Source organism: Rhizobium sp. AC44/96, from assembly GCF_001692185.1.
GTDB lineage: Bacteria > Pseudomonadota > Alphaproteobacteria > Rhizobiales > Rhizobiaceae > Rhizobium.
In genome coordinates this window covers 293,876-309,701 of record NZ_LXKO01000001.1, presented here as the reverse complement: position 1 = coordinate 309,701, position 15,826 = coordinate 293,876, and the positions used below count along the sequence as shown (strand labels likewise).

The 15,826-nt window shown below is 60.3% G+C and carries 15 protein-coding genes; 9 read left to right on the top strand and 6 right to left on the bottom strand.

The annotated features are described in order from the left end of the window. Positions 1-114 precede the first annotated feature (114 nt). The 4 genes from A6U87_RS01510 to A6U87_RS01495 all read left to right on the top strand — a co-directional run bounded on the left by A6U87_RS01510 (position 115) and on the right by A6U87_RS01495 (position 5,804). Positions 115-2,151 (top strand): PAS domain S-box protein, encoded by a 2,037-nt coding sequence (locus tag A6U87_RS01510; protein WP_083199271.1) that lies wholly within the window; start codon positions 115-117, stop codon positions 2,149-2,151. Then, positions 2,138-2,563 (top strand): response regulator, encoded by a 426-nt coding sequence (locus tag A6U87_RS01505; protein ID WP_065689466.1) that lies wholly within the window; start codon positions 2,138-2,140, stop codon positions 2,561-2,563. The genes A6U87_RS01510 and A6U87_RS01505 overlap by 14 nt, the downstream gene beginning before the upstream one ends. Positions 2,564-2,568: 5 nt before the next feature. Next, entirely contained in the window at positions 2,569-4,185 is a 1,617-nt protein-coding gene (locus tag A6U87_RS01500; protein WP_065689465.1) for a response regulator, read from the top strand. Positions 4,186-4,247: 62 nt separating this feature from the next. Beyond that, positions 4,248-5,804 (top strand): VOC family protein, encoded by a 1,557-nt coding sequence (locus tag A6U87_RS01495; protein ID WP_065690207.1) that lies wholly within the window; start codon positions 4,248-4,250, stop codon positions 5,802-5,804. Here the strand turns inward: A6U87_RS01495 and A6U87_RS01490 are convergent, their stop codons facing one another. After that, entirely contained in the window at positions 5,805-7,505 is a 1,701-nt protein-coding gene (locus tag A6U87_RS01490; protein WP_065689464.1) for a hypothetical protein, read from the bottom strand. Next, complete coding sequence (locus tag A6U87_RS01485; protein ID WP_065689463.1) at positions 7,505-8,545, bottom strand: glycosyltransferase family 2 protein; 1,041 nt, start codon at positions 8,543-8,545, stop codon at positions 7,505-7,507. Before A6U87_RS01485 ends, A6U87_RS01490 begins: the two co-directional genes overlap by 1 nt. Before the next feature lie 617 nt (positions 8,546-9,162). On the opposite strand from A6U87_RS01485, the gene A6U87_RS01480 reads away from it, so the two are divergent. From A6U87_RS01480 to A6U87_RS01470, 3 genes are all read left to right on the top strand, one after another. Then, the gene (locus A6U87_RS01480) at positions 9,163-10,080 is read left to right on the top strand and encodes a glycosyltransferase family 2 protein (protein ID WP_065689462.1); all 918 of its coding nucleotides are present in this window, start codon (positions 9,163-9,165) and stop codon (positions 10,078-10,080) included. Positions 10,081-10,141: 61 nt separating this feature from the next. Then, entirely contained in the window at positions 10,142-11,641 is a 1,500-nt protein-coding gene (locus tag A6U87_RS01475; protein WP_065689461.1) for a lipopolysaccharide biosynthesis protein, read from the top strand. Between the two features lie 45 nt (positions 11,642-11,686). Beyond that, on the top strand, positions 11,687-12,709 hold the full coding sequence (locus tag A6U87_RS01470; protein WP_244499407.1) for a polysaccharide pyruvyl transferase family protein: 1,023 nt from the start codon (positions 11,687-11,689) through the stop codon (positions 12,707-12,709). A 5-nt stretch (positions 12,710-12,714) separates the two neighbouring features. On the opposite strand, the gene A6U87_RS01465 is transcribed toward A6U87_RS01470, so the two are convergent. Together A6U87_RS01465 and A6U87_RS01460 are read right to left on the bottom strand one after the other, a co-directional pair. Further along, positions 12,715-13,611: a DMT family transporter gene (locus tag A6U87_RS01465; protein WP_065689459.1), complete on the bottom strand. Its 897-nt coding sequence runs from the start codon at positions 13,609-13,611 to the stop codon at positions 12,715-12,717. 158 nt (positions 13,612-13,769) lie between these two features. Continuing rightward, on the bottom strand, positions 13,770-14,198 hold the full coding sequence (locus A6U87_RS01460) for an OsmC family protein (RefSeq protein WP_065689458.1): 429 nt from the start codon (positions 14,196-14,198) through the stop codon (positions 13,770-13,772). A gap of 244 nt (positions 14,199-14,442) precedes the next feature. Here A6U87_RS01460 and A6U87_RS01455 point away from each other — a divergent pair, with 244 nt between their 5' ends. Next, entirely contained in the window at positions 14,443-14,649 is a 207-nt protein-coding gene (locus A6U87_RS01455) for a hypothetical protein (RefSeq protein WP_065689457.1), read from the top strand. Positions 14,650-14,700: 51 nt separating this feature from the next. Here A6U87_RS01455 and A6U87_RS01450 read toward each other — a convergent pair whose 3' ends face one another. After that, the gene (locus A6U87_RS01450; RefSeq protein ID WP_065689456.1) at positions 14,701-15,105 is read right to left on the bottom strand and encodes a hypothetical protein; all 405 of its coding nucleotides are present in this window, start codon (positions 15,103-15,105) and stop codon (positions 14,701-14,703) included. Between the two features lie 232 nt (positions 15,106-15,337). On the opposite strand from A6U87_RS01450, the gene A6U87_RS01445 reads away from it, so the two are divergent. Then, on the top strand, positions 15,338-15,580 hold the full coding sequence (locus A6U87_RS01445; protein ID WP_065689455.1) for a hypothetical protein: 243 nt from the start codon (positions 15,338-15,340) through the stop codon (positions 15,578-15,580). A 38-nt stretch (positions 15,581-15,618) separates the two neighbouring features. Here A6U87_RS01445 and A6U87_RS01440 read toward each other — a convergent pair whose 3' ends face one another. Continuing rightward, positions 15,619-15,804 (bottom strand): hypothetical protein, encoded by a 186-nt coding sequence (locus A6U87_RS01440; RefSeq protein ID WP_244499406.1) that lies wholly within the window; start codon positions 15,802-15,804, stop codon positions 15,619-15,621. Positions 15,805-15,826: the final 22 nt, after the last annotated feature.

The following is a 15,826-nucleotide window of genomic DNA, read 5'->3' as shown; positions in this document are numbered from 1 at the left end:
GCAGTGTCAGAGACGACAGGGGGCCGAACTGGAGTTGTGCCTCGGCACCAGGAGCGGTATCGCCTCACCGTCGCGATCATCGGTCTCCTGCTTCTCCTGCTTGGCCTGGTCGACATGGCCGCCTGGATCTGGCAGATCGCGTCCATCCTTTCGTTCGTGCCCGGCACATCGGCGATGGCGCTGACCACGGCGTGTTGCTTTACGCTGTCCGGCGCCGGGCTGATCTGCTCCACTTTGGCAAGCTCACAAGCCCGGACAGCGACGTTCCTCGTGTTTTCCCTCGCCGCCGCCATAACGGCGGTGCGGCTGATCGAAGTGGCCTTCCTCGGCGGCCACGTTCAGATTACCGAGCATTTTCTTGCCGATCTGTTCGTCGATCCCACCTTTGCCGCGCGAATTGGCGGCGGCATGGCATCGAACACAGCCATCATCTTTTTCGTCGCCACCATATCCCTGGCGCTTGCGCCACCAGCAGACGATGCCAAGCCGCAATTCATGCTGGAGCTGGTGGGTTATCTCGTGGTCGGGCTCGGGCTGACTGCTCTTGCCGGCTATGTCACGCATACCGAGCAGGGATACCGGTGGGGCTCCGGTATCGGGATGGCAGTTCATACCGCAATCGGCGTCGTGTTCCTTGGGCTGGCCATGGTCGCGCGCTCCTGGTGGCTGCAGCCGGAGAGCAAGGGCCAGATGCCCATCTGGGTCCCGGCCGCGATCTGCCTTGCCGGCCTGCTGGTCGACCTTTATACGCCATTCGGCCTGGCAAACGGCATGCTCTATCTGCCACTCATCCTGACCTCGCTATGGTTCGGGACCCAGACGGCGCCGTTCTCCCTTGCCTTCGCCTGCTCCGCCTTGATCCTGCTCGGCTTTCTCGCCGGCAATCATCCGGGTAGCAGCTATTGGGACGAGGCATCAAGCCGGGCCATCACGGTCGTGACCTTGTGGCTCATTGCCATCTTCGTCTTCCATTTCCACCGCAACAGCCTCAATCTGAGTGCGGAGCGTACCCGCTTCGACGCCATCACCCAAAACACCCCGAATGCGATGGTCGCGACCGACGAACGGGGCGTGATGTCGCTGTTTAATCCTGCAGCAGAGGCAATGTTCGGCTTTACGGCCTCGGAGGCTCTTGGCCAGAACGTCAAAATGCTCATGCCCGAGCTCTACCATTCCGCCTACGACAGGTATCTCCGGCGGTCTGGTCGCACGCGCAAGCAGCGTGTCATCGAGATGACGCGGACGGTTTCCGGCAGGCGAAAGGACGGATCGCTGTTTCATCTCGACCTGTCCGTCAGCACGTTCACGACGGGCTCCGCCATTACGTTCGTCGCCATTCTGCGTGATGTCACGCTTCGACTGGCTCATGAGGCACAGCTGAAGACGATGGTCGGTCAACTCCAGGCCTATACCGCCGATCTGGAACGCAGCAACGCCGATCTCGACGAATTCGCCTACATTGCTTCGCACGATCTGAAGGAACCGCTGCGCGGAATGCACAATCATTCCCGCTTCCTGCTCGAAGACTACGAAGATCAGCTGGATGAGGATGGCGTGAGGCGTCTCAACCGTATCGTTCGGCTCAGCCAGCGGATGGAGAAGCTGGTCAATGACCTGCTCTATTTCTCCAGGATCGGGCGACAGCAGCTGGCGGTCAAACGCACCGACGTCACGTCGATCGTGAAGGATGTGGTTTCCACGATGGAACTCTACCTTGAGGAACGAAAGGCGAGCGTCGTGATCGAGGAACCTTTGCCGGCAGTCACCTGCGATGCGCTGCGGCTGACGGAGGTCTACCGGAACCTGATCACCAACGGCGTCAAGTACAACGACAAGGCCGAGCCGCTGGTGACAATCGGCCATCTCGACCGGTTCACCGACAAGAGTGGCAAGATCACCCGAAACGTGTTTTTCGTCCGCGACAACGGCAAGGGAATCTCGCAAGAGTTTTACGAAGACATCTTCCGGATCTTCAAGCGGCTGGAAAAGTCCGACGATTCCGACGACGGTACGGGCGCCGGTCTGACATTCGTTCGCAAGATCATCGCGCGACACCGCGGCGACGTCTGGCTTGATTCCGAAGTCGGCCAGGGGACGACGTTCTATTTTACATTGGGTCACAAACGCGGAGACCACCATGCCACAGCGTGAGACACAGCCGATCCTTATCGTCGAGGACAGCGAGGACGATTTCGAGGCGACCATTCGCGCCTTCAAGCGCGCCAACCTGAAAAATCCGGTGCAGTGGGCGGCTTCCGGCCATGAAGCGCTGGATATCCTCGAGAAGACACCGACCCGGCCCGGGCTTATCCTGCTCGATCTCAACATGCCCGGTCTCGACGGGCGCAAGACGCTTGAGGCAATCAAGTCGAATGCCAACTGGCGCAAGATCCCCGTCGTCATCCTCACCACGTCGGACGACGAACGCGACATCGAAGGTTGCTATGCGCTGGGGGCAAATACCTATGTGCAGAAGCCGGTCGATCTCGACGGTCTGTTTGCGGCCATCCAGCGCCTAAAGGAATACTGGTTCGAGATCGCCATCCTGCCGGTAGAGGGATAGCCGCGGTGAGCGACGAAAGCTCGATACTGATCATTGACGACAATATCGACGACCGGGAGGTCTATCGTCGCATGCTGTCGCGCGCGACCGGCGCGCGCTACACCGTTTTCGAAGCCGACAACGGCAGCGATGGTCTGGCTCTGAACGCGGCAAAGCGGCCGAGCTGCATTCTTCTCGACTTTTCCCTGCCGGGCCGCGATGGACTCGGCGTTCTCGAAGATATCCTTGCGACCGATCCGAAGGCCAACGTCATCATGCTGACCGGTCAGGGCAGCGAGACCGTGGCGGTCGAGGTGATGAAGCGGGGCGCTCGCGACTATCTTACCAAGGACATGCTGTCTTCGGAGGCTCTGCATCGGTGTGTCCAGAGCGCCATCATGCATGGCGAGTTGGAAGCGCAGCTGGAACAGAAGCGGCAATCCCTGGAGATTTTCACGCGTGCCATGGCACACGATCTCAAGGAACCGCTGCGAACGATCAAGTCCTTCAGCAAACTCCTGCAAGGCTCCAAAGCGCTCGGGTCCGAGGATCACGAGCTTCTGGCCTATGTCCTCAATGCCGCCGACCATATGGAGGAGCTGATCGTCAAGGTCTCGCGCTTCACCAAGCTCGAGGCCTCTGGCGAGTTCGAAGCAAAGCCCGTGGCCTTGCAGACCGTGCTTGCGCAGGCGGAAAGCAACCTGCGCGAACTGATCAGCAGCCGCCAGGCGCGTATTGTCCGCTCCCCCCTGCCCGAGGTCATGGGCGACGCGACATTGCTCGTCCAGCTTATGCAAAATCTCATCCTGAATGCCGTTCACCATTGTGACGCCGCAGTACCCGAGGTTCGGATCTCCGCTGAACGTGACGGTGGCATCTGTCGCCTTGTCGTCGAGGACAACGGGCCAGGCATCGCTCCTGAACATCGCGACCTCATTTTCCAACCATTCAAGCGCCTGGTCGATCGGAGCGTCGATGGCACCGGGCTGGGGCTCGCGATCAGCAAGCGCATCGTTCAGCTGCACGACGGGGCCATATGGTGCGAAGACGGCGAGGACGGCGGCGCCAGATTTGTGATCGAGCTGCCGCTTGCACCGACCGCTGCAATCGCGTCGGACGAGAAGACCGCCGGAGCGGAAGCCACATCGCCTGAGCCGGGCACCGACGGCACGGCACGAGTGGCGGAGGTTCTGTTGGTAGACGACAGCCCGGCAGACGTACAGATCCTGAAGATCAAGCTGATGAGACGCGAGAAGGTGAGCTTCAACCTTCATGTCGCATCCAACGGCCGCGACGCCATGCGGATGCTGGCGGAACGTTCAACTACCGGCGCGCCGGCGATAGATCTTATGCTGCTCGACATCAACATGCCGATCATGGATGGCTTCGAGGTGCTACGTGCGCTGTCAGACGACCAGCAATTGAACACGATTCCCGTCTGCATTCTCAGCACGTCGAGTGACGAGGACGACATGCGCCAGGCCAAGGCCCTCGGAGCGCTCGCCTACATGGTGAAGCCACCGACGCTGGCCCAACTGGCAATGGCGATCGACGGTTTGAGCAGTCTGACTTTGCAGCCGCGCGGTGATGCCCTAGTTCTTTGTGCAGGACAATTCAGGCAAGAATCACCGACAACGGCATGATCCCTACCTTTTCTCTCATTCTGGCGCTCTTTGTTTCGCCTTTTCAATCCGGGCTGCATTCGATGGTATCTGGCATTCATCACATCACTCTCATCACCCGGAAGGTTCAGGCAAACGTCGATTTCTATGCCGGCTTCCTCGGCATGAGGCTGGTCAAGCAGACCGCCGGGTTCGAGGATGCGACGCAGCTCCATCTGTTCTACGGCGACAAGGAAGGCACGCCGGGCTCATTGGTGACCTTTCTGGTCTGGGAGGATGGATCTCCCGGCAGAGCCGGCTACGGCCAGGTCAACGAGCTCTCCCTCGCCATCGATCCGGCCAGCATCGGCTATTGGCTGACGCGGTCGATGAGCTTCGGTGTTCGCGCCGAAGGCCCCGCGGATGAGTTCGGCGAACCGGTGCTGCGCTTGAAGGACCCTGACAATATCATCGTCAAGCTCGCCGGAACCCGGGATCTGCGATCGCCTTCTGTCTGGGACGGCGCAGGCGTGCCGATCGAACATGCCGTCCAACGGATACGCGGCGCGACGATGCTGACAGAAAAGCCCGAGGAAAGCCGGAGCTTCGTGGAAAGCCACTTCGGCTATCGCTTCCAGGCAAATCGCGGCAACATCGACCGCCTTGTCTCCGAAGCCGGGGATGTCATCGATGTCCGCAACGCCAAGGGCTTCTGGTCCGGCGCGCCGGGCACGGGCACATTCGACCATGTCGCCTTTCGGGCAGCCGACGACGAGGCCCTGCTAGGGGTTTACGAGGCCCTGGAGACCACCGACGCACCGGCCGCCAACCTTCATGATCGAAAGTACTTTCGCTCGCTCTACGTTCGCGAGCCGGGTGGCACCCTGATCGAGCTTGCCACCGACAAACCCGGCATGAGCGTCGACGAGCCGACAGCGACGCTTGGCACAAAGCTCTTCGTCCCCAAGGATGCCATCACCGATCTCAAGGATCTCAAGGTCGTCCTGCCGCAGTTTTCGATGCCCGGCGAGCCGCGCGTCAACTATCGCGACCTGCCGTTCGTCCATCGCTTCTATACCCCGCCGGACCCCGACGGCAGCGTGCTGGTGCTGCTGCACGGATCGGGTGGGAACGAAACGACGCTCATGCCGCTCCTGCATAAGGTCGCGCCGCGCGCAACCCTGCTCGGTGTGCGCGGACGCGCAACCGAAGAAGGCATCCCGCGCTGGTACAAGCGCATTACGCCCTTCTCCTTCGACCAGCAGGACATCAAGAGCGAGGCCGAAGCATTTGCCGCCTTCATCGACGGCGCCGTGAAGTCGTACGGGCTGGACCCGAAGAAGCTCGTCTATGTCGGTTACTCCAACGGCGCGAACCTCCTGAACTCACTTCTCTACCTTCACCCGAACCTCGTTCACAAAGCCGTCCTTCTGCGCTCCATGCCGGTGCTGAGCACGTTTCCGCATGCCGATCTCACCGGAACCGACCTGCTCGTTATCAGCGGCAAGACGGACGCCTACGGAAGATATGCCGGCGACCTCGAAGCCCGGCTCAAGAGCGCCGGCGCGACAGTCGATTCGAGTGTGATCCCGACCGGTCACGATCTCGGGGACGACGATATCCCGGTGATCCGCAAGTGGCTGACGGAAGAAGAGCGCTGATTATTCAGCGCCGGTGAGGCTCGCCGGACATCCGGCGGGCACCGGCTCGCCGACCGGCAGAGTTTTGTCGATCGCATAGAGTTTTGCAAAGCCGCCGTCGTTGACCAGCTTCAGCCCGGCGGGCACCACGTCTCCAATATATTTGTCGGGCGTGTCGGCGTTGACGACGAGGACGAAATCGAAGCGGTTTCGCCAATCCCGGAGATAGGGCGTATAGGTCGTATCGCGCGCCATCACGGCAGGGCAGATCAACACACTGAGCGACAGCAGATTTCCCTCAGGCACCGCGATCTCCGACCACGGGGGCAATACTCGTAGTGGCTGCTTGCCGATGGCCGTGAAGACCGTTGGAACGAAAGCATGCGACAGCGGCACGGCCAGGGTCGGCAGGTGCCGGAAGGTGTCTTCCTGCCAGAAATAATAGCGCGAGTTGCGCGGCAGATGCGCCGGATCGGGCTCACGCTTCAGCGGCATGATCGCTGAGCCCGGCGGAGCGGACACCAGCACAGCCTCGATGGCTGCAACATCCTTCTGGCTATGCCACCAGTTGAAGCCGATCCATCCCGTCCTGCCAAAAACGACGATTCCCAACGCTACCAAGAGCCACATTGCCTGTCGGCGATTTAGCACTGTGAAGGGACACACCATGACTGCCGCAACTAGCGCCGCCATGATGGGGAAGCGCCAGCTGATCCATCCCGTTCCGAGTGCATGGAGCGGCGAGAGACAGGCAAGGATGAATAGTCCCGAAGCGCTTATGGCAAGACCGGCATGGATCCCCTGCTTTCCGGACTGCGAAGCACCGACACGCGCAAAAACGAGCACAATAGTGGCGACGGTGATAAAGCTCAGATCCACTGTCGGCACATAGGTCGAGACGGCGGATATGATGTTGATGAACAACGCCGGGACGCTGTCGTTCCAGATCGCTTGAAGCCCGGCTCCTTCGACGCCAGGCAAATGCGACGTGTTCAAGAAGAGCGCGACGGCCGGAAGCGCACAGGCAGTGAAAACGGCCGCGAGACGCACCGCAAGCCGCGCCAGAGCCCTCCCCGCGCGCAGGATTGCAAAGCTCCAGGAAAACTCCAGCCCACAGACAAGCGCGATGTAGAAACCGAGCGAGAAGATGTGCGTGACGGTCAGCAGCAGAGACGCGAACATTCGCCACGCAAAGAGCACGAATGGATTTCCGGCCTGCAGGCGTTCATCAACGCACGCAAGGAGCAGCGCCAGGCCGAGGCCGATCTGAAAGTTGAGAAACCCTCCGACCATCGTCGAGCACCACGACAGATAGAGGATGGCGATCTGCCAGTAGAAGGCGTGGCCGAACAGACGACGGTGCAAAGCGATTGCGCCCAGCGGCGGCAATATGATTGCCAGGAAGAGCAAGGACCTTGCAAGCAACGACGGGCCGACGGTCGGCCCGATCCAGTAGGCCAGCAGATCGATACCGACGTTGGTGAACGTGCGGTTCCAGTCAATTGAGTAGATCTGCGGGAACGGTTGTTGCGAGATGCCTCCCGAAAGCAGCCAGATGCGCGCGTAGTGATTGGGGTAATCGAGCAGCGGGGGAAACTTGAACGCCGCCACAAGCAGCGCGACAAACGCGATATAGGCGACGATGAACGGTGTAGAGTTCTGACTGACCAAAGGAGCGTTGTCGCTAGCGACCGGCTCGGGTTTGTGCGCCACCTGATCCATCACCTGGGCTTGCCGGCCGCAAACCCGGACGACGCCCGATCCGGGAAGGCCGCGGCCAGGGCTTCGCGCCTCTCCTTTGCCGTCATGTCGGCGAAGGTTGTCTCGAGCTCGGCACATGCATCGCCACGTACCATCGTCTCGATCATGAACATCGGCCGCCGCTTGCTCTCCTGGACGAGGCGACCCAGATATTCGCCAATGATGCCGATACAGATCAGCTGGATGGCGCTAAAGGCCGTGATCGCAGCCATGATGCTGGACCAACCGACGATCGTTTCTCCGGCGACCCAGCGAACGAGGGTATAGGCAAAAAGCATCATCGCGACGCCCGCAGTGGCAATACCTAGCCAAGTGCTGATACGAAGCGGTGTTGTCGAAAAGCTGGTGATGGCGTCCATTGCGAGACCGATCATCTTGCCCACTGGATATTTGCTGCCACCCGCAAAACGCGCGTCCCGTTCGTAAGGCAGGGCAACCTGACGCCCGCCAATCCAGCTGACCATGCCGCGAATGAACCGGTCACGCTCCGGCATGGACAGGAGAATATCGACCACGCGACGGTTCATGAGGCGAAAATCCCCGGTATCGCGCGGGATGGTCACCGAGGCGAGGCGCGACAAAAGGCGATAGAAGACCGATGCCGTGGCCAGCTTGAACCAGGTCTCGCCCTCTCGCCGCGTCCGCTGCGCGTAAACAACATCCGCGCCGCGATCCATGATCGGCATCATCATCAGCAACAATTCAGGAGGATCCTGAAGATCGGCGTCGATGAGAAGTACCCGCTCGCCTCGCGAGGCGGATAGACCGGCAGTCGCCGCAAGCTGGTGGCCATGGTTGCGCAGAAGCCGCACGCCCACGATCTCAGGTATCGTTCTGGCCAAGCTGGCGATCACGTCCCAGGTGCCGTCCGTCGAACCATCATCGACAAGGATGATCTCGAAGGCCCCGCCAGCGACGCTATCAGCCGCTGACACGGCACGACGGCAGAATTCCGCCAGGCCTTCCTCTTCGTTGTGGCAGGGCGCGACGATTGAAAGCATGGGCTGAAGCGACGTCCTCAAGGCAGACACCCGTGTGTGATTCGGCCAAGAGCGTATCCATGAAACGTCAAACCTCCTTTAACGCTCTCCCTGCGAGGCGAGTCGTCATCTTTATTCTAGTATGACGACAGTGCGATTTGGGTGCGGATCGGCAAATATTGAAGCCGTGAGCGGGCCATTCGGTTGGTGGCGATTGCGTGTCTGTCGCGAAATACGATCTGCGCTGCTTTGCAGCAAAACGCCAAACGGACAAACTCATGCAACATCGTCGCGGCCAAACCATCAACAAAGAACAAATTCTGAAATTTGTTACTTTATGATCTTTGATTAATTGAAATTACGGTTTTTCCGGCAAAATCAATCCGAAAGTTTTATTTTCAAAGTAGTGATTCCATTCTTTGTGATCACATTATGCTACACAACAGAATTCAATCATGAGATTTATTCACATCATATATCATTGAACTTTCTTGCCAGATCCTTCAAACAAGAAATGACCACATTCTTTTGGTTTTTCAACCCTCTGTACTGTTTTGTTGCAACGCAAAATGTGCCTTGCCGAAGCCGGATACGCGCCCTATCCTCGCTTCAACATCGATCGCAGAAGGGGAAATTGAATGCCTCCTCAGCCCGTGGATATCAGCCTGATCATCTCATCGAGAAATCGGGCATATGGACTGACGAACTGCCTGGATGCCGTTTCCGCTGCTGCTCGCCAGGCAAGCTATTTGAGGCTGGAACTGGTCTTCGTCGACAATGGTTCCAGTGACGGAACCTCCGATGTCGTGCGCCAATGGGCCGCAAACGCGCCGTTGAAGACCAATCTCATCTATGAGGCGACGCCTGGCCTTGCCGTCGCGCGAAACACCGGAATGAAAGCCGCCGTGGGTCGCATCCTTGCCTTCACCGACGACGACTGCGAACTCTTTCCCGATTATTTCAGCACGGTCGCGGCCCTCTTTGCCGGGGACACCGGGCCGATCATGAGGGGTGGCCGGATCGAGCTTGGCGACGCGCGCGACCTTCCGGTGACAATCAAGACGGAACTCGAGCCCGCGACGCTCACCAGCGACCTTCACGCCGGCGGCTTTATCCACGGCGCGAACATGGCCTTCCCTCGTACATTGATCGACAAGGTTGGGCTTTTCGATACCCGGTTCGGTGCGGGCTCCCCATTTCGTTCGGGCGAGGACACCGACTATGTGCATCGCGCCTTCAACGCCGGTATTCGCGTCGAGTATCTGCCGGATTTCGCCGTGAAGCACTTTCATGGCCGCCGCGAGCTTGGCGACGTGAAGAAGCTGCAGAGCGGCTACGCGTTCGGCAACGGCGCGCTATACGCCAAATATCTTTTCGATCGCCGCTCCAACATGCGAGGCATGTTGCGCTGGGATATCCGCCAAGCGGTTCTTGAAGCCGTGGGCCGGCGCAAGCTCAGCGACGAGCTGGGATTGACCTATCGCAGCCAGCTTCGTGACAACCTCACCGGCATGCTCGCCTACTGGCGCGGCCAGAAGACACAGCGACCCGCTTAATCGGCCCCGTTTCCCACGGGATCAATGCGCGCTTTTCCGCGCCTATTCGATTGGACAATGAATGGCAGATACGGCAATTGCCCACGCCGACCTGAAGAAGAAAACCGCGCTCTCCGTCCTCTGGTCGGTCATCCGCGTTGCCTGGAGTACGGTTGCGACCTTCGTGATCTTTGTCGTTCTTGCGCGCATTCTCGGTCCCGGCGATTTCGGGACTTTTGCATTGGCGAGCCTGTTCGTCGAGATCGGTCGCGTCCTTGCCTATGCCGGCCTCGGGGACGCGATCACGCGCCAGCTCGATCTCGACGAGGAGCTGGCCGACACCGCATTCTGGGCGACCATCGCCTTCAGTGCCATCGTCGCCGCCGTTGTCTTCGTGTTTGCGCCTTACTATGGCGACCTCGTCCGCGATCCGTCGGTTGCGGGCATCCTGCGCTGGCTGGCACCATTGCTGCCGGTTTCCTCGCTCGCGGTGATCCACAATGCGCGCCTGGCGCGCGAGTTCGGCCACAAGAGCCTGGCAGGCCAGGCAATTGCCGCCAGCATGCTTTCCGGCGCAACGGCTGTTGTCTGTGCTTTGCTCGGCTGGGGTGTGTGGGCGCTTGTCGCGCAAACGGCCGTCAATGCCGTCGTTACCGTTCTGCTCGGCTGGGTCTCGTATCCCTGGGTGCCGAAGTTCCGCTTCAACGTTCCACTGTTTCGCTCGGTATTCCTCTTCAGCATCAGCCTTGTCGTGACGCAGCTGATGTGGATGCTTCTCGCCCGCGTCCAGGACATCTTCATCTCGCGCTGGTACGGCCCGGTCGAAGTCGGCCGTTATCGCATCGCCTGGAGGCTGATCGAACTCATCGGACAGGCCGTCCTCGCACCGATCGGAAGCGTCGCCCTGGTGACACTGTCACGGCTGCAGAATGACCGCGTGGCCTTCCGCAATGCCTACAACAAGATCGTCGGCGCGGCTGCTCTCGGCACGATTCCCCTGCTTCTCGGCTTTGGCGCGCTGTCCAACGACATGATCGCGCTGCTCTTCGGCGACAAGTGGGGCAATGCCGGCGATATCGCGACGGTGCTGGTTCTGATGTCGGTGCCGTTCGTGATGAACTTCTTTGCATCTTCGGCTCTGTCGGCGGTCAACCGGGCGGAATCGATCCTTTCGGTCGCGGCGCTTCAGCTTGCCGCGACGCTGGTGCTCACCTGGCTGCTCGTGCCTTACGGTGTCGTCGCCGTGGCCGCCGGCTACACGCTGCGCGCATGGCTGACGATGCCTTACCAGCAGTATGTTCTGAGCAAGTATGCCAACATCGACGCGAAGAGCACTTTTAAGGCTGTTGCCGTGCCCTTCTGCGGTGCAGCCCTGATGGCGGTCTGCGTCTGGTTTGCGCATCCTGTCATCGTCGCTCACGTTGCAAACCGCTGGCTGTCGCTGGCGCTCAGCATCGGCCTTGGCGCCATTATCTACGGTGCCTTTCTGCCGACATTCGGCCGCTCGGCCATTCGCCCCTACATCGCACTCGCGCTCTCGCTGCTGCCGTCCCGCCGACAGGCCGACGCGCAGAGCACATGAGCGCGTCCCATGCAGACCTCTTGTCACCGACACAAGGAGCCTTCCGTGCCTGAATCGAACAATGCGACGATCAACCGCCTGCAGGGGCTGATCACTGCCTGCCACGCCGACCTTTTCGATCCTTCTGAACGCTTCGCGCTGCTCAACTTCCCGAACCACACGAACATCGGCGACAGCGCCATCTGGCTCGGCGCGCTCGCCTATTTCGACCGACATCGCACGCGGCCATCCTATGTCAGCGAAATGTCGACCTTCGACGGCGATCGCATGAACGCGGCGATCGGGCACGGGCGCATCTTCATCAACGGTGGCGGCAATTTCGGCGATGTCTGGCCACACTACAGCCCGTTCCGCGAACGGCTGCTCAGCGAATATCGCGGCCGTCCGATCGTGCAGATGCCGCAGACGATCCAGTTCCGGTCGCAGGAAAACATCGACAGCATGGCCCGCGCGATTGAAAAGCACGGCAACTTCACGCTGCTCGTCCGCGACAAGCGGAGCTTCGAATTCGCGCGCCTGTGGTTCCAATGCGAAGTCCGCATGTGCCCTGACATGGCGTTCTGCATCGGTCCGGTAAAGCTCGGCACGCCGCAGCACGAACTTCTGCTGAACCTTCGCGACGACGTCGAAGTCGGCGGTGCACAGGATCTGACAGCGGCAACGCTGCGTCCCGGCACGGTGAAGTCCGACTGGACCGACGATCCCGCTGACTTCCAGCGGCAGACGAAGCACGCCGCGATCCTGAAGGGCCTGATGACCGGTCGTATCGGCGGGCGGGCACGGATGACCGAACTTGCCTATCGCGAGCGGGCGCAGCAGCGCTTCGATCGTGGCGTGGAGCTGCTGAGCTCCGCGCGGCAAGTCATCACCGACCGCATGCACGGGCACATCATGTCGGTTCTCATCGGCGCCGACCACTGCGTGCTCGACAATAGCTATGGGAAGACGAGTGGCTTTATCGAGGCCTGGGGCACATGCAATGGCGCCAAGGCAGCGCTCGCCTCGACCGTCGACGACGCGCTCACCATTCTCGATGCACGCCGGGTCGAGCAGGCCGCCGTCGCCTGATCCCGTCAGCCTCGCCGGGCGACCATGATCCCGGCGAGAACCACCATGCCGCCCAGAGCCTGCATCGGCCCGATCGGCTCGCTCAGCACGACCCAGGCCAGGATCGCCGCCACGACAGGCTGCAGCAAAAGCGTGAGCGACGAGAATGCCGCCGGCAGATAGGCAAGCGCATAGGCGATCGCCACCTGCCCGCTGGCGTGACTGACGAAGGCCAGCCCGAAAACGATTGCCCAGCCATAGGCCGTCGCCGGCAGCATGTGATCTTCAAAGAAGAAGCCGAGCGGGAAGACGCAGACGGCCGCCGCGCCCGTGCTCCACAGCATGATGCGGGTCGTATCGAAGCGGCTGCGCAGCTTTCCGATCGCCAGAATGTATCCCGCATAGAATATGGCCGCGACCACCGCCACACCGTCTCCCTTGAGGTCGCCGTTGCCGAGCGCTGCAGGTCCACCCTTGAGGATGACGACGCCGGCAAGCGCGAGCGCGAGGCCAAGCACGAAGACGCGTGTAACGGCCGCGCCAAAGAACAGAAGGCCGATAACGGTGACAAAGACGGGAGCGAGATTGGCAAGCAGCGTCGCATTGGCCACGGAGGTCATGGTGATCGACAAGTGCCAGGCCGCGAGATCCATGGCCAGAATGACGCCCGGCAGGATGAGAAGGCCATAGTCGGAGAGCCTCTCGGGCTTTGGCCCCGCATCCTTACGCTTGGCGAGCGAGAACGCGAAGATCGGGATCAGCGCGAGGGCCACGCGCCAGAAGGCCGTTGCCATCGGGCCGACTTCCGACAGGCGCACGAAGATGGGCGAGCCACCGATCGCCGCCCCTCCCAAGATCAGGGCGGCAAGCGCAAAGCGGTTTGACGGCGAGGACTGGACGGCGACGCTGGAGGCCTGTGACATGTTTTCCGATGCTTTCCGCGCCGCTCCCGTTGCACCCGGCGGCATTTCGCAGCCGGTTAGCAGATGTCTCAGCGGGAGAATAGCCGAGGAGCGACAAACGCAGGCAAAACCGATAGCGCCCTACAGTTTTCTGCGTCGTCGCGGCAAAAAAGCATCGATCACCCGGAGATAACGGTGGAAAACTCGGGGTTGCCACGGATCGTGTTGCTGACGGTGCAGATTTCGTCTTCGGCCGCATGAGCGATCTTCAGACGAGTCTCCTCGTCGATTTCACCCTGAATGGAGAAGGCAATGTTGAACTTCTGCACCCGCGAAAGCCCTTCCGTGGCCTTCTCGCCGGTCACATCGGCAGTGATCAGCGTGATCTTGTCGAGGACACCAAGCTGGCTTGCAGCCATGCGCGCACTCAGGACAAGGCAGGCGGACAGGGACGAATAGAGGAGGTCCAGCGGATTGAACCCGGGCTGAGAGGGGCCAGTCACGATATCGAGCTCACCCTTGGTGGCTGTGGTGACATGCGGAAAACCGGTGCGGCCGAGAACGGCAGTGGAGCCAACGGGACGGGGACGAGCCTTGAGATCGGCCATGGACGATTCCTTTGATGAGTACGGCCACTCTAGATAGGGACTTCGCGCACGACACGCAACGAGGTCGCGGCGGCCTATGAAGTTGTGTCGACGACAGAAATACACGTCGATAGCGATTCGCGCCGACCTGGGTGCGGATCGTCAATCCCAGTTCCCTATCCCTATTTCTCAGGATAGCCCTGCTCCAGCTTCGCAGGGCAATATGAGTCTGCACTAATACAGAACCGACTCATTGGAGCCATCCATGCGAGCACTTGAAGCTGTTGCTGTTGCACCCAACGTCCTTCTTGAAGCAGAGCCGTTCGGCTATGTCCGTGAAGTCTACGTTGACGATGAACCCTGCTGGGGCCTGTTCGATTCCGACGGTGACGTGATCTTTGTCGGCGACGCCCTGAGCGACTGCCACACTTACGCGACGAGAGAACAGATCCGCATTCAGATCGTGCACTGACGCCGATCAGCGGTGCCCGACCAAGCGAGCACCGGCAGCTCAGGTGAGATTTCAGCGATAGGGCTGCGCCCGTGGCGTGACCACCGTTTCCTCGCTCGAGAAGATGATGAAGGCGAAGAGCAGGACACCCACGAGGGTGATCACCGATGCAATGCCGACGATTGGCTCCATGGCCGCGTTGCCGAGCAGCATCAGATACAGCGACGGCACCATGAGCGTCACGCCGGCGGTATAGACACAGTACTGGATGATCGCGATGCGCCGCTCAGCCTTGCGGGGATTGAGCGCGTGATAGCCGCCGAAGAGCGCCATCGTCACCCACCCCAAGAGATTACAGTGTGCATGAGCGCCAATGACGCTGTGATCTTGCGAGATCGCCATGTTCAGCCCCATGCCGATACCGACGATCAGAAAAATTACCGCGGTCTTGAAGTATAGCTGCGAAACACGTGGCATCGATATTCCCCTCCATTTCCCCCGAGGAGTACTATCACCGACTCCTCTAATTTAGAAGAGACAACATCGCTCGCATTTCTGGCTGAATACTGGAACGATACCGGACAATCCTTGCGACGTCGATCAAGGCCCAAGGCTGTCACTGCCTCCGGACAGAACAGGGTGGCTCATCAGCACTTTCTTAAACTCTGTGACCTACCCTCATCGTTCAGCATATTCGCGGAGAAGCGAAATGAGGGACATCTACAAACCGTTCGTCACCGCCGACGATCCCGACCGGGATATTCGTTGCCAGGACGCGATGCAGTTTGCATTCCAGGATCTTGTCGCCGCATCGGTCGCCTCGGGCTGGAGCGAGCGGGAAAGTCTTGAGGCGATCCTGTATCTTGCTGAAGACCGCCTGCAGGTCTGCGTCGCCAACGATGATTCCGCAGCCCTGCTCGACGTTCTGAAGAAGATGCTGAAAACAGCTTAGGCAGAGCCTCAGACAAACGGTTGCTGAAAACGCCGGCGCTACGCGGATTTCGCGAGTTCGGTATCCACGCCGTCAGCAAGGATTCGCGCCTGGCTGACCGACGTCGCGGTCGATACCATCAGCAGCAGGCACAGCGCCACGGCGCGCGGCACCGCCTGCTCACCGGAAGCCCATCGACGACTCGTCAACTGATCCACTCCGAAGAGTTCTTCTATGGCAGCCATAGTCAGTCCGAGGACCGCGACT

Excerpts from the sequence above, each read along its gene's own strand:
- A6U87_RS01510 (WP_083199271.1), top strand. The coding sequence starts at position 115 with ATGGCCGCCTGGATCTGGCAGATCGCGTCCATCCTTTCGTTCGTGCCC.
- A6U87_RS01505 (WP_065689466.1), top strand. The coding sequence starts at position 2,138 with ATGCCACAGCGTGAGACACAGCCGATCCTTATCGTCGAGGACAGCGAG.
- A6U87_RS01495 (WP_065690207.1), top strand. The coding sequence starts at position 4,248 with ATGGTATCTGGCATTCATCACATCACTCTCATCACCCGGAAGGTTCAG.
- A6U87_RS01490 (WP_065689464.1), bottom strand. The coding sequence starts at position 7,505 with ATGGATCAGGTGGCGCACAAACCCGAGCCGGTCGCTAGCGACAACGCT.
- A6U87_RS01485 (WP_065689463.1), bottom strand. The coding sequence starts at position 8,545 with ATGCTTTCAATCGTCGCGCCCTGCCACAACGAAGAGGAAGGCCTGGCG.
- A6U87_RS01480 (WP_065689462.1), top strand. The coding sequence starts at position 9,163 with ATGCCTCCTCAGCCCGTGGATATCAGCCTGATCATCTCATCGAGAAAT.
- A6U87_RS01475 (WP_065689461.1), top strand. The coding sequence starts at position 10,142 with ATGGCAGATACGGCAATTGCCCACGCCGACCTGAAGAAGAAAACCGCG.
- A6U87_RS01465 (WP_065689459.1), bottom strand. The coding sequence starts at position 13,611 with ATGTCACAGGCCTCCAGCGTCGCCGTCCAGTCCTCGCCGTCAAACCGC.
- A6U87_RS01460 (WP_065689458.1), bottom strand. The coding sequence starts at position 14,198 with ATGGCCGATCTCAAGGCTCGTCCCCGTCCCGTTGGCTCCACTGCCGTT.
- A6U87_RS01455 (WP_065689457.1), top strand. The coding sequence starts at position 14,443 with ATGCGAGCACTTGAAGCTGTTGCTGTTGCACCCAACGTCCTTCTTGAA.
- A6U87_RS01450 (WP_065689456.1), bottom strand. The coding sequence starts at position 15,105 with ATGCCACGTGTTTCGCAGCTATACTTCAAGACCGCGGTAATTTTTCTG.
- A6U87_RS01445 (WP_065689455.1), top strand. The coding sequence starts at position 15,338 with ATGAGGGACATCTACAAACCGTTCGTCACCGCCGACGATCCCGACCGG.
- A6U87_RS01440 (WP_244499406.1), bottom strand. The coding sequence starts at position 15,804 with ATGGCTGCCATAGAAGAACTCTTCGGAGTGGATCAGTTGACGAGTCGT.